Genomic DNA, 12,736 nt, shown 5'->3' with positions numbered 1-12,736 from the left:
GACGAGCCGTGACCCGGGCGCTGTTCCGACGACGCCCTGGGACGAAACCCCAATCCAGGAGTGACAAGAGTGCCCAGCACTGTCGAGCAGCTGAGCCCCACGCGGGTCAAGATCACCGTCGAGGTGCCGTTCACCGATCTCAAGCCGAGCATGGACAAGGCCTACGCCGAGATCGCCAAGACCATCAGCATCCCCGGCTTCCGCCGCGGCAAGGTGCCCCCGATGGTCATCGACCAGCGCTTCGGGCGCGGCGCGGTGATCCAGGAGGCGTTCAACGACTCCTGGATGCGCTTCTACGGCGCCGCGGTGGCGGAGAACTCGCTGTCGCCGCTGACGCAGCCCGAGGTCGAGGTGACCAAGCTCGAGGACGGCGACCTCATCGAGTTCACCGCCGAGGTCGACGTCCGGCCCGAGTTCGACCTGCCCGACTTCTCCGGCCTGACGGCCACCGTCGACGCCCTCGAGGTGCCCGACGCCCAGGTCGACGAGCAGATCGACGTCCTGCGCAGCCGCTTCGGCTCCCGCGAGACCGTCGAGCGCGCGGCCGCTGACGGCGACATCGTCAGCATCAACCTGGTCGCCACCCAGAACGGCGAGGCGCTGCCCGACGCGACGGCGGAGGACCTCGAGTACACCGTCGGCTCCGGCCAGATGCTCGACGGGCTCGACGAGGCCGTCACCGGCCTCTCGGCGGGGGATTCGAAGACCTTCACCTCCACCCTGGTCGGCGGTCCCCTCAAGGACGAGCAGGCCGACATCGAGGTCACCGTCACCAAGGTGCAGCAGCAGGAGCTGCCCGAGGCCGACGACGAGCTCGCCCAGCAGGCGTCGGAGTTCGACACCATCGGCGAGCTGCGCGCCAGCATCGCCGACCGGCTGACCGCGATGGCCCGCCTCGACCAGGCCGGCCGCGCCCGCGACGCCGTCCTCGAGGAGCTCATCTCCCAGCTCGAGATCGACGTGCCGGAGAACATCCTGGCGTCGGAGACCGAGGCCCGGAAGCAGCAGATCAGCCAGCAGCTCGCGCAGGCCCAGCTGAGCCTCGAGCAGTACCTGACCGAGGCCGAGGAGGGGCAGACCGAGGACGAGTTCTGGGCCGACGTCGAGACCCGCTCCGTGCAGGCGCTCAAGGCCCAGATGATCCTGGACAAGGTCGCCGACGAGCACCAGGTGGGCGTCGACCAGAACGACCTGACCCAGCACATCATCCGCAAGGCCCAGCAGGACAACGTGCCGCCGCAGCAGGTCGCCGACCACCTGCAGGAGCACCCGCACCACATCGACGAGTACATGACGGAGATCCGTCGCGGCAAGGCGCTCGCGCTGATCGTCGAGTCGGCCACGGTGACCGACAGCGACGGCGCCCCCGTCGAGCTGGCGAACCTCCGTGAGGACGGCACGATCGGCGACCCGGCCGAGGAGACCGAGGCCGTGGAGGGCGAGGTCCTCGACGGCACCGCCCCGGTCGCCGAGGGCGACGGCACCACCACCGCCGACGCCCCCGTCGACGAGGAGGAGCAGGCCAAGGCCTGACCCACCGCCCCGCACCACCCGCAGAGCCCCCGTCCGGTCCCGGACGGGGGCTCTGCTGCGTCCAGGGGGTCCGTCCTGAGGTGGCGGGGCCAAGCCTGCGCCGATCCTGAGCCGGGGCCGACGTCGGCCACAGCCCGCGCCGAGGTCGGCCCGGCATCGTTCTCATCACCGGACGACGAGGGGGATCGCCGGTGAGCAGGGCCCCGCAGGGGCGGCGCAGGTCAGGGGGAGCGCCGCCGCACCGGAGCCCGGCGGACGGAGCGGCGACCCACGTCTGGGGGAGGGTCGGCGCCCGGTCGGCCGGGGCCCGGGCGGGCAGGGGAGCGGTGCACGGCAGGGACGGCCCACGTCAGGGGAGGGTCGCCCGCGCCGTCGCCGACGGGAACGGCGCGGCCGTGGCTCACGTCTGGGGGAGAGCCACCGCCCGCCGCCACCCGTGTCCGGGCGGGCCCCGGGCACGCTGCGCCGACAGCGAACAACGCGCGCGCTCACCCCGGGATGTCAGTCCTGCGGGGTAGGTTCGTCGACGTGAACGCACACTCTGAGTACCCAGGGCAGGCGGGCGTCGTCCAGCCCCGAGCAGCGAGCCGGAACGGCATCGGACTCGACGACAACGTGTACCAGGCGCTGCTGCAGAACCGCATCATCTTCCTCGGCTCCGAGGTCCGCGACGAGAACGCGAACGCGATCTGCGCGCAGATGCTGCTGCTGAACGCCGAGGACCCGCACCGCGACATCTACCTCTACATCAACTCCCCGGGCGGCTCCGTCGACTCGGGCATGGCGATCTACGACACCATGAACTGGATCTCCAACGACGTCGCGACCGTGGCCATGGGCCTCGCCGCCTCGATGGGGCAGTTCCTGCTGTGCGCCGGCACCAAGGGCAAGCGCTACGCGCTCCCGCACAGCCGGATCATGATGCACCAGCCCTCCGGCGGCCTCGGCGGCACCGCGAGCGACATCCGCATCCAGGCCGAGCAGTCGCTGCACATCAAGACCGTGATGCAGAAGCTGATCGCCGAGCACACCGGCCAGACGCTCGAGCAGATCGAGGCCGACTCCGACCGCGACCGCTGGTTCACCGCCGAGGACGCGCTCAAGTACGGCCAGATCGACCACGTCTACGCCTCGGCCGCGCAGATCCCCTCCACCCAAGCCCCGAACCAGTAAGGAGCGTGCGATGAGCAACGCATCGTTCGGCGCGCCCCGCGCTGAGGGTCAGCCGTTCGCGCCGACCATGGACTACTACATCCCGCAGTGGGAGGAGCGCACGTCCTACGGGATGCGGCGCATCGACCCCTACACCAAGCTGTTCGAGGACCGCATCATCTTCCTCGGCACCCCGATCTCGGACGAGATCGCCAACGCGGTGATGGCCCAGCTGCTGTGCCTGCAGCAGATGGACGCCGACCGCGACATCGAGATCTACATCAACTCCCCGGGCGGCTCGTTCACCGCGCTGACGGCGATCTACGACACGATGCGCTACATCAAGCCCGACGTGCGCACCGTCTGCCTGGGGCAGGCGGCCTCGGCCGCCGCCGTGATCCTCGCCGCCGGCACCAAGGGCAAGCGTCTCGCCCTGCCGAACAGCCGGATCCTCATCCACCAGCCCGCCACCGAGGGCGGCTACGGCCAGTCCTCCGACATCGAGATCCAGGCGCGCGAGATCCTGCGCATCCGGTCCCTGATGGAGGACATGCTGGCCACCGACACCGGCAAGAGCACCGACGAGGTCAGCCGGGACATCGAGCGCGACAAGTACCTGACGGCCGAGCAGGCCCTCGAGTACGGCATCATCGACGAGATCCTGACGTCCCTCAAGGCCGTCGACGCCTGAGCCCCACCGGGCAGACCCGGCCCGTCGACGAGGTAGTCCCTCGCCGTCGGGCCGGGTCCACCTGATCCACCGGCCGACCCGCGGGTCGGCCGGGCTGCACCACCGAGGAAAGGAACGGTCGTGGCACGCATCGGAGAGAGCGGCGACCTGCTGAAGTGCTCCTTCTGCGGGAAGAGCCAGAAGCAGGTCAAGAAGCTGATCGCCGGACCCGGCGTCTACATCTGCGACGAGTGCATCGATCTCTGCAACGAGATCATCGAGGAGGAGTTCTCCGAGGGCACCGAGGTGGGCCTGCTGGAGGAGCTGCCGAAGCCGCACGCCATCCGCTCCTTCCTCGACGGCTACGTGATCGGCCAGGGCAACGCCAAGAAGGCGCTCGCCGTGGCCGTCTACAACCACTACAAGCGCGTCCAGGCGCAGGCGGCCAACCCGGCCCGCCGCGCGGAGGACGACGGCGTCGAGCTGGGCAAGTCCAACATCCTGCTGATCGGCCCGACGGGCTGCGGCAAGACCTACCTGGCCCAGACCCTCGCCAAGATGCTCAACGTGCCCTTCGCCATCGCCGACGCGACGGCGCTGACCGAGGCCGGCTACGTCGGCGAGGACGTCGAGAACATCCTGCTGAAGCTGATCCAGGCCGCCGACTTCGACGTGAAGAAGGCCGAGACGGGCATCATCTACATCGACGAGGTCGACAAGATCGCCCGCAAGAGCGAGAACCCGTCGATCACCCGCGACGTCTCCGGCGAGGGCGTCCAGCAGGCGCTGCTGAAGATCCTCGAGGGCACGTCGGCCAGCGTGCCGCCGCAGGGCGGCCGCAAGCACCCGCACCAGGACTTCATCCAGATCGACACCACCAACGTGCTGTTCATCGTGGGCGGGGCCTTCGCCGGGCTGGACCACATCATCGGCAGCCGGGTCGGCAAGCGGCCGCTGGGCTTCAACAACGACTCCGCCACCCGGCGGCCCGAGGCGGAGGACCCCTTCGAGGACGTCCGGCCCGAGGACCTGGTCAAGTTCGGCCTGATCCCGGAGTTCATCGGCCGGCTGCCGATGATCGCCTCGGTCAGCCCGCTGGACCGTGACGCGCTGATCCGCATCCTCGTGGAGCCGCGCAACGCGCTGGTCAAGCAGTTCAAGAAGCTCTTCGAGCTCGACGGCGTCGACCTGGAGTTCAGCGACGACGCCATCGAGGCCATCGCCGACCTCGCGCTGCTGCGCGGCACCGGCGCGCGCGGCCTCCGCGCGATCCTCGAGGAGGTGCTGCTCAACGTCATGTACGACGTGCCGAGCAGCGACGACGTCGCCCAGGTGATCATCACCGCCGAGGTCGTGAAGGACGCGGCGCTGCCGACGCTGGTCCCGCGCGAGAAGCTCGCCAAGCGCGAGCGCCGCGAGAAGTCCGCCTGAGCGCTCCTGCTCCGACGCCGACCTGCTCGGTCACCGGCCCCGGCCGGCACCTCCCGCACCCGCGGGGCGTGCCCGCCGGGGCCGGTGCCGGTTCAGGCCCCGGCCTCCAGGTGCTCGAGGAAGTCGACGAGGTCGGTCCACAGGGCGGTCCGCGAGGCCGCCATCGCGTTGTTGGCGCCCGAGGGCCCCGGGAGCACGAAGGCGGGCACGCCGGCGACGGCCCAGTCCAGCTCGCCGTAGCCGCGGGGGAGCCGCTCGCCCGCGCCCCGGGCGTACCAGGTGGCCGCCGTCTTGCTGACGAACGCGACCACCCGCGGGGCGGCGGCGCGCACGGCGGCGTCGAAGGGTGCGCGGTGGACCAGCACCTCGGGCTCGCGGCCGGCCAGCTCCACCCGCTCGATCACGAGGTCGGTGAGGCCGACGCCGAGGGCGGGCAGGCGCTCGGCCCGGTCGGGTGAGAGGCGCTCGGCGACCAGGCCGCTGGCGTGCACGAGGGCCCAGAACTGGTTGCCGGGGCCCGCGTAGTACTGCGCCGGACGGCGGCCGCGGCCGGTGGTGCCGGCGACCAGCACCCGGAGCCCCGGGCGCAGCAGGGAGCGGTCGGGGGCGGTGCTCGTCGGGTCGGGTGTCGTCATGGTCGTGGCCATCCCACCAGACGGCGGCCGGGCGCCGGCCACGGACCCGTGCGCCCGTGCGCCGGCCGCCCGGCCGCGCGTGCCGGGGCTAGCCCGCCAGCCGCGAGGCGGCGCGGGGCAGCGTCGCGTACATCGGGTGCAGGGGTAGGCCCGTCGGGTCGTCGGCGCGGTGGGACCAGCTGTCGTCCTGGCCGGTCACCGACAGGGTGAGCACCAGCAGACGGCGTCCGGAGGCGACGGTGGCCGTCGCGTCGAAGGTCCGGAGCCCGGCCTCGAGGTCGGCGGGGCTGGCGCGGGTGACCTCGGTGAAGCGGGCGGTGCCCCGCGGGACGCGGACCCGGCGGGTCGGGGCCACCTGGACCTCGGCGTGACCCGGGTCGTCGGCCAGGGTGGCGGCGCAGCGCCGCAGGGACCGCTGGACGGCGGCGGCCGCCGCGGCCGCCCGGGCCCGGCTGTCGAACTCCACGACCACGGCCAGGGCCGCGCCCCGCTCGGCGTCGGGCAGGGTGAAGCTGCGCTCGGCCGTCACCGCGCGCGCACCGGGGTAGCGGTTGAGCGGGCGGGTCAGGCACGGCGACGGGCTGGTGGGCTCGGTCGAGCGCGTGGTCCCCTCCGAGACCCAGTCGCCCCGCTGGTGCCAGGACAGGGTCCGCTCCACGGGCAGGTGGGCGGCGGCGCCCGAGGGGCCGGCGGCGCTCGCCCCGACCGGCGCGACGATCGCGGTGGCGGCGGTGACGGCGAGAGCGCTCAGGCCGAGGGCGGCGGTGCGCAGGGGACGGACGGGCATGATGACCTCCGGGACAGCGGGTGTGCTTCGTGCGCTGTCTACGCCCGGGGCGCCGGTCGGGTTGCCCCGGACGCGGAACGGCCCGGACACCCGTGGGTGTCCGGGCCGTCCTGCGGGGCCGGGGGCGAGGTCAGCCGTTGACCGCGGCGGCGAGCGAGGCGAGGGAGGACTCCATCGCGTCCTCGCTGACCAGCGGGAAGCCGACCTTCTTGAGCAGCTCCTTGTCCGTGACGTGGGTCCAGTCGTAGGTCAGGGTGACGTCGGTCCGGTCGGAGCCGTCGGCCTTGAGCTCGTACATCCACTCCCACCCGGGCGGCTCGGTGCCGGCCGGGGCGGTCTTCCAGGCGATCAGGGTGTTGGGCTGGAAGCCGGTGACGTGGTTGTCGACCTGGTACTCCCCGCCCATGTGGGCGCCCTCCATGTCCATCCGGAAGGTGTCGCCCACCGCGCTGATGCGCTGGGGCTTCACCGCCGAGCGGAGGAAGCCGGAGCCGTCAAACTCGGTGTGCCGCTCGGGGTTGGAGAGCAGGTCGAAGATCTGCGCCGCGGGGGCGTTGATGGTCCGCGTGACCGTCTGCGTCGTCGTCATGGCGCCAGTCTGGCCGGTGACCCCTGAGCGCACGGCCACCGGGTCCCGTCGTGCACGACCTTTCCGCCAGGTGGACGCCCGCGGGAAGAGTCCGGCGCCGCACGGGGTTGGGACTGGTATGAAGGCCATCCTCTACACCGCGACCGGTGACCCGTCCGTCCTCCAGCTCGTCGACCGCGAGGTGCCCGAGCCCGGGCCCGGCGAGGTCCGCGTCAAGATCGCCGTCTCCGGCGTCAACCCCACCGACTGGAAGTCCCGCGCCGGCGGCGGCCCCGGCCAGGACCTGCCGTTCCCCGAGGTGACGCCGAACCAGGACGGCGCCGGCACGGTCGACGCCATCGGCGCCGACGCGGCCGACCTCGCCCCGCGGCTGCGGGTCGGCAGCCCGGTCTGGACGTTCCTGTCCCAGCACCAGCGGCCGACCGGCACGGCGCAGGAGTACGTCGTCGTCCCCGTCGAGCACGTCGTCGCCCTGCCCGAGGGCGTCTCGTTCGACGTCGGCGCCTCGCTCGGCGTGCCGGCCATGACCGCCCACCGCGCGCTCACCGTCTCCGAGCAGGGACCCTCACGGCTCGCCCCCGGGGCCCTGGAGGGCCGGACCGTCCTGGTGGCCGGGGGAGCGGGTGCCGTCGGGCACGCCGCCATCCAGCTGGCCCGCTGGGCCGGCGCCACCGTCATCACCACCATCAGCAGCGACGCCAAGGCCGCCCTCGCGACCGCCGCCGGCGCCCACCACGTGGTCAACTACCGCACGGGTGACGCGGCGGCCGAGATCTCGGCGATCGCCCCGGACGGCGTGGACGTCGTCGTCGAGGTGGCGCCCGGCCCCAACGCGGCGCTGAACACGGCCGTGCTGGCCAACCACGGGACCGTCGCCTACTACGCCAACAACAACGGCGACACCGTCACCCTGGACGTCGTCCCGACCTTCGCCAAGAACATCCGCTACCAGGGCCTGCTGCTCTACACCGTCGGGGAGGACGCCCTCGCCGTCGCGGCCGAGGACATCACCCGGGCGCTCGAGGACGGCGCGCTGCCGGTCGGCGAGGAGGCGGGGCTGCCGCTGACGCGCTTCCCGCTGGAGCGGACGGCCGACGCGCACGCGGCGGTCGAGGCCGACACCGTGGGCAAGGTGCTCATCGACGTCGCCGGCTGAGCCCTGGCTAGGCTCGGGCCCGTGGCAGGGGTGAGCGGGCGGCGGCGACTGGGGCGGACCGACGTCGAGGTCACCCCGCTGGGCTTCGGCGCCGCCGCGCTCGGCAACCTGTACGCACCGGTCACCGACGAGGACGCGCGGGCAGCCGTCGACGCCGCCTGGGACGCCGGGATCCGCTACTTCGACACCGCACCCCACTACGGGCTGGGGCTGTCGGAGCGGCGGCTGGGCGCCGCCCTGGCCGGGCGCCCGCGCGACCAGCTCGTCGTGTCCACGAAGGTGGGCCGGCTGCTCGTCGACAACCCGCACCCCACGGGCTCGGACATGGCGCACCAGTTCGCCGTCCCTGACGACCTGACCCGCGTCCGGGACTACTCCGCCGACGGCGTCCGGCGCAGCCTCGAGGCCAGCCTCGAGCGGCTCGGGCTCGACCGGGTGGACGTCGCGCTCGTGCACGACCCCGACGACGTGCTGGACCAGGCCGTCGCCGAGACGGTGCCCGCGCTGGTGGCGCTGCGCGAGGAGGGGCTGGTCGGGGCCGTGGGCGTCGGGATGAACCAGTGGCAGGCGCTGCACCGCGTCGTCGTCGAGACCGACCTGGACGTGGTGATGGTCGCGGGCCGCTGGACCCTCGTCGACCGCTCCGCCGAGCCCCTGCTGGCGGCGGCGCAGGAGCGCTCGGTGTCGGTGCTGGCCGCGGCCGCCTACAACTCCGGGCTGCTCACCGCGCCCTGGCCGGCCGACGACGCCCGCTTCGACTACGGGCCCGCGCCGGCCGGCGTGCTGGCGACCGCCCGTCGCTGGGCGCTCCGGGCCGAGCAGCATGGCGTCACGCTGCCGGACCTGGCCCTGCAGTTCCCGCTCCGGCACCCGGCGACCGCGGCGGTGGTCGTCGGGCTCCGCTCCCCGGTGGAGGTGGCGGCGGCCGCGGAGCGGCTCACCCGCCCCGTCCCCGAGGCGGTCTGGGCCGACCCGACGCTCTGACGACGTCCGGCCCGCCCCGCTCCCTGAGCTCGTCGAAGGGGCGACCCCCGCTTCCTGAGCCTGTCGAAGGGCCGACCCCCGCTCCCTGAGCTCGTCGAAGGGCCTCCGGAGCGCCGGGGTGACCCTTCGACAGGCTCAGGGCGCGGTGGACTCGGCTCAGGGCGCGGTGCACACGGCTCAGACTGCGGCGACGGCGTCCCGCAGGCCCTCGACCAGCGGGGTGGTGGGGCGGCCGAGGAGGCGGCGCAGGTCGCCCGTGCTGGTGTCGGCCAGCGTGCCCGCGGCGGTCCCGGCGTCGAGCGCGGCCACGAAGCCGGCGGTGCCCTCGTCGAGACCCGCGGCCGTCAGCGCGGCCACGTGCTCCTCGGTGCTCACGTCGCGGTACCCGACCGGGCGACCGCTGACCTCGGCCATCGCGGCGGCCAGCTCGGGGAGCGTCCACGCCACGTCGCCGGCGAGCTCGTAGACCGTGTTCTCGTGGCCGTCCTGGACGGCGACGGCGGCTGCGGCCTCGGCGTAGTCGCGGCGGGAGGCGCTGGCGATCCGGCCGTCGTGCGCGCTGCCCAGCAGCACGCCGGACTCCGCCGCCTGGCCGACCTGGGCGGCGTAGTTCTCGTGGTACCAGTTGTTGCGCAGCACGGTCCAGGCCAGCCCGGAGCCCGCGAGGACCTCCTCGGTCGCCTTGTGCTCCGGAGCCAGCACCAGCGTGGTCGTGTCGGCGTGCGGGGCGCTGGTGTAGACGACCCGGCGGACGCCCGCCGCGGCGGCGGCCTCGACGGCGTTGGTGTGCTGCTGGACGCGCTGGCCGACCTCGGAGCCCGAGACCAGGACCAGGGTGTCGACCCCGGCGAACGCCGCCTCGAGGGCCGCGCGGTCGTCGTAGGAGGCGACCCGGACCTCGGCGCCGGAGGGCACGACCTCGGCCGCCTTGGCGGCGTCGCGGACGACGGCGACGACGTCGGCCCCCCGCTCCAGCAGGGAGGCGACGACGAGGCGGCCGAGGTGGCCGGTGGCTCCGGTGACGGCGGTGGTGGGCATGGGGTGCTCCTCAGTCAGTTGAAACTTCTACTGACTGCGGCAACCCGCGGCCGCCGGGGGTTATTCCGCCGACCGCGGAGCCGCCGGCCGGGTCTCCTCGGCCAGGGTGACCCGGACGGCGACGGGGCCGTCGCCCGCGACCCAGGAGACGTCGCCGGTGATCCGGCCCACCGCGCGCAGGTCGGCCTCGACGTCGCGCAGCCGGGCGAGCGCCTCGGCCAACCCGGAGAACTCCGCGGCCGCGACGTCGGTCCGCATCGAGACCTTGGCCTGGGACTTCGCCCCGCGGATCTCGACCAGCGCCGTCGACACCGCGGCCAGCACCGCCGGGTCGCCGTCGGTCGCCAGCTCGGCGCGCGCCGGCCAGGCCGCCGTGTGGATCGAGCCGTCCTTCCACCACGACCAGACCTCCTCGGTGGCGAAGGGCATGATCGGCGCGAGCAGCCGCAGCATCACGTCCAGGGCCAGCGCCAGCGCCGCCTGGGCCGAGCGCACCGCCGGGTCGGTCACGTCGCCGTAGGCGCGCTCCTTCACCAGCTCGAGGTAGTCGTCGCAGAACTGCCAGAAGAACTGCTCCGCGGCCTCCAGCGCCCCGGTGTAGTCGAAGGCGTCGAACGCGGTGGTCGCGGCGTCGACGACGTCGGCCAGCGCGGCCAGCACGGCCCGGTCGACGGGCTCGGTGACGGCGGCCAGGTCGGGGTCGCTGCTGATCGCCAGCACGAACTTCGAGGCGTTGAGCACCTTGGTCGCCAGCCGGCGGCCCACCTTCATCTCGCGCTCGTCGAAGGGGGAGTCCATCCCGGGACGGGCCTTGGCGGCGCGCCAGCGGACGGCGTCGGAGCCGTAGCGCTCGAGGATCTCGGTCGGCACCACGACGTTGCCCTGGGACTTGCTCATCTTCTTGCGGTCCGGGTCCATGACGAAGCCCGAGATCATCGAGCGCACCCAGGGCAGGGAGCCGTTCTCGAAGTGCGCGCGGACGACGCGGGAGAACAGCCAGGTGCGGATGATCTCGTGCGCGTGGGTGTTGAGGTCCATCGGGAACGTGAGCCCGAAGAGCTCCGGGTCCCGCTCCCAGCCGCAGACGATCTGCGGGCTCAGCGAGGACGTCGCCCAGGTGTCCATGACGTCCGGGTCGGCCATGAAGCCGCCGGGGACGCCGCGCTGCTCGGCGGTGTAGCCGGTCGGCACGTCGGAGCTGGGGTCGACCGGCAGCGCCGACTCGTCCGGCACCAGGGGGTGGGCGTAGTCGGGCTCGCCGTCGGCGCTGAGCGCGTACCAGACGGGGAACGGGACGCCGAAGAACCGCTGCCGCGAGATCAGCCAGTCGCCGTTGAGGCCGCCCACCCAGTTGTCGTAGCGGTACTTCATGTGCTGCGGCACCCAGGCCAACTCGTCGCCGCGCGCGAGCATGACGGCCTTGAGGTCGGCGTCGCGGCCGCCGTTGCGGATGTACCACTGCCGGGTCGAGACGATCTCGAGCGGCTTGTCGCCCTTCTCGTAGAAGCTCGCCTTGCGCTGCGTCGGCTTCGGCTCGCCGTCGAGGTCGCCAGCGGCGCGGAGGGCGGCCACGACCTTTTCGCGCGCTGAGAACGTCGTCAGGCCGGCCAGCTCGTCCCAGTTCACGGCGTCGGAGAGCCACTCGGGCTTGTCCCGCAGCAGCCGGCCGTCGCGGCCGATGACCACCCGCGCCGGCAGCTGCAGCTCACGCCACCAGGTGACGTCGGTCAGGTCGCCGAAGGTGCAGCACATGACCAGGCCGGAACCCTTGTCGATCTCGGCCGCGGGGTGCGCCAGCACCGGCAGCTCGACGCCGTAGAGCGGGGAGGTGACGGTCTGGCCGAACAGGTGCGCGTAGCGCTCGTCGTCGGGGTGGGCGATGAGGGCCACGCAGGCCGGGATCAGCTCGGGACGCGTGGTCTCGACGTGCACCGGGCCGTCGGCGGCGTGGAAGGCGACGCGGTGGTAGGCGCCGGGGTAGTCCCGGGCCTCTAGCTCGGCCTGGGCCACGGCGGTCTGGAAGGTCACGTCCCACAGGGTCGGCGCCTCGGACATGTAGGCCTCGCCGCGCGCGACGTTGCGCAGGAACGCCTTCTGCGCCACCGAGACGGAGTCGTCGGAGATCGTCGTGTAGAGCGAGGACCAGTCCACGCTCAGCCCCACCCGGCGCCACAGGTCCTCGAAGGTGCGCTCGTCGACGTGGGTCAGCTCGTGGCACAGCTCCACGAAGTTGCGCCGGCTGACGGGCACCTGGCGCTTGGCGTCGGGCTTCTCGGGCGGGGTGAAGTCCGGGTCGTAGGGGACCGACGGGTCGCAGCGGACGCCGAAGTAGTTCTGCACCCGGCGCTCGGTCGGCAGGCCGTTGTCGTCCCAGCCGATGGGGTAGAAGACGTGCTTGCCGCGCATCCGCTGGTAGCGGGCCACCAGGTCGGTGTGGGTGTAGGAGAAGACGTGCCCCACGTGCAGCGAGCCGGAGACGGTCGGCGGCGGGGTGTCGATGCTGAACACCTCGGCGCGGGAGGACGGGCGCACGAAGGCGTAGGTGCCGGCGGTGCGCCACTGCTCCACCCAGCGGTCCTCCAGACCCTCCAGCGCCGGCTTCTCCGGTACCCGGGCGGCCTGCGGGTGCGCGACGGGCCGGCTGACGAGCGGTTCGGTGGTCACCGGTGAAGTCTAGGAAGGCTGTGCGCCGCGCGCACATCGGCGACGTCCACCGACCGGCACACGGGCCCGCAGGCGGCCCGAGGTGAGGATAGGCTTC

General features: G+C 73.0%; 11 protein-coding genes. 6 read left to right on the top strand and 5 right to left on the bottom strand.

The genetic code is table 11. The features are described 5' to 3' along the window. Window positions 1-69: 69 nt before the first annotated feature. From tig to clpX, 4 genes are all read left to right on the top strand, one after another. Entirely contained in the window at window positions 70-1,533 is a 1,464-nt protein-coding gene (gene tig / locus JOF54_RS05450) for a trigger factor (RefSeq protein ID WP_210053704.1), read from the top strand. A 498-nt stretch (window positions 1,534-2,031) separates the two neighbouring features. Continuing rightward, complete coding sequence (locus tag JOF54_RS05445) at window positions 2,032-2,706, top strand: ClpP family protease (RefSeq protein WP_372443472.1); 675 nt, start codon at window positions 2,032-2,034, stop codon at window positions 2,704-2,706. Window positions 2,707-2,716: 10 nt separating this feature from the next. Next, window positions 2,717-3,376, top strand: a complete 660-nt coding sequence (locus tag JOF54_RS05440; RefSeq protein WP_372443471.1) for an ATP-dependent Clp protease proteolytic subunit — start codon at window positions 2,717-2,719, stop codon at window positions 3,374-3,376. Window positions 3,377-3,496: 120 nt separating this feature from the next. Next, a complete protein-coding gene (gene clpX / locus JOF54_RS05435; protein WP_210053702.1) occupies window positions 3,497-4,786 on the top strand; it encodes an ATP-dependent Clp protease ATP-binding subunit ClpX in 1,290 nt (429 codons plus the stop codon). 92 nt (window positions 4,787-4,878) lie between these two features. On the opposite strand, the gene JOF54_RS05430 is transcribed toward clpX, so the two are convergent. The 3 genes from JOF54_RS05430 to JOF54_RS05420 form a co-directional block, all read right to left on the bottom strand. Next, window positions 4,879-5,433, bottom strand: a complete 555-nt coding sequence (locus tag JOF54_RS05430) for a uracil-DNA glycosylase family protein (protein WP_210053700.1) — start codon at window positions 5,431-5,433, stop codon at window positions 4,879-4,881. A gap of 76 nt (window positions 5,434-5,509) precedes the next feature. Continuing rightward, complete coding sequence (locus JOF54_RS05425; RefSeq protein WP_210053698.1) at window positions 5,510-6,208, bottom strand: hypothetical protein; 699 nt, start codon at window positions 6,206-6,208, stop codon at window positions 5,510-5,512. A 130-nt stretch (window positions 6,209-6,338) separates the two neighbouring features. Next, complete coding sequence (locus JOF54_RS05420) at window positions 6,339-6,797, bottom strand: SRPBCC family protein (RefSeq protein ID WP_210053696.1); 459 nt, start codon at window positions 6,795-6,797, stop codon at window positions 6,339-6,341. A gap of 118 nt (window positions 6,798-6,915) precedes the next feature. Here JOF54_RS05420 and JOF54_RS05415 point away from each other — a divergent pair, with 118 nt between their 5' ends. Both JOF54_RS05415 and JOF54_RS05410 read left to right on the top strand, forming a co-directional pair. Further along, window positions 6,916-7,953, top strand: coding sequence for an NADPH:quinone reductase (locus JOF54_RS05415; RefSeq protein WP_210053695.1), 1,038 nt, complete (start codon window positions 6,916-6,918; stop codon window positions 7,951-7,953). A 21-nt stretch (window positions 7,954-7,974) separates the two neighbouring features. Next, a complete protein-coding gene (locus JOF54_RS05410) occupies window positions 7,975-8,937 on the top strand; it encodes an aldo/keto reductase (protein ID WP_210053693.1) in 963 nt (320 codons plus the stop codon). A 177-nt stretch (window positions 8,938-9,114) separates the two neighbouring features. Here JOF54_RS05410 and JOF54_RS05405 read toward each other — a convergent pair whose 3' ends face one another. Both JOF54_RS05405 and valS read right to left on the bottom strand, forming a co-directional pair. Then, a complete protein-coding gene (locus JOF54_RS05405; RefSeq protein ID WP_210053691.1) occupies window positions 9,115-9,975 on the bottom strand; it encodes an SDR family oxidoreductase in 861 nt (286 codons plus the stop codon). 60 nt (window positions 9,976-10,035) lie between these two features. Beyond that, window positions 10,036-12,639, bottom strand: coding sequence for a valine--tRNA ligase (valS, locus tag JOF54_RS05400; RefSeq protein ID WP_210053689.1), 2,604 nt, complete (start codon window positions 12,637-12,639; stop codon window positions 10,036-10,038). Window positions 12,640-12,736 lie beyond the last annotated feature (97 nt).

Origin of the sequence: Microlunatus capsulatus, assembly GCF_017876495.1 — a bacterium.
Taxonomy (GTDB): Bacteria; Actinomycetota; Actinomycetes; order Propionibacteriales; family Propionibacteriaceae; genus Microlunatus; species Microlunatus capsulatus.
The sequence above is the reverse complement of the archived record's forward strand: the minus strand, read 5'-3'. Positions and strand labels throughout refer to the sequence as shown.

What these genes read in the sequence shown, in the direction of transcription:
- JOF54_RS05445 (WP_372443472.1), top strand. Translation starts at nt 2,032, where the DNA reads ATGTCAGTCCTGCGGGGTAGGTTCGTCGACGTGAACGCACACTCTGAG.
- JOF54_RS05440 (WP_372443471.1), top strand. Translation starts at nt 2,717, where the DNA reads ATGAGCAACGCATCGTTCGGCGCGCCCCGCGCTGAGGGTCAGCCGTTC.
- JOF54_RS05430 (WP_210053700.1), bottom strand. Translation starts at nt 5,433, where the DNA reads ATGGCCACGACCATGACGACACCCGACCCGACGAGCACCGCCCCCGAC.
- JOF54_RS05425 (WP_210053698.1), bottom strand. Translation starts at nt 6,208, where the DNA reads ATGCCCGTCCGTCCCCTGCGCACCGCCGCCCTCGGCCTGAGCGCTCTC.
- JOF54_RS05420 (WP_210053696.1), bottom strand. Translation starts at nt 6,797, where the DNA reads ATGACGACGACGCAGACGGTCACGCGGACCATCAACGCCCCCGCGGCG.
- JOF54_RS05415 (WP_210053695.1), top strand. Translation starts at nt 6,916, where the DNA reads ATGAAGGCCATCCTCTACACCGCGACCGGTGACCCGTCCGTCCTCCAG.
- JOF54_RS05405 (WP_210053691.1), bottom strand. Translation starts at nt 9,975, where the DNA reads ATGCCCACCACCGCCGTCACCGGAGCCACCGGCCACCTCGGCCGCCTC.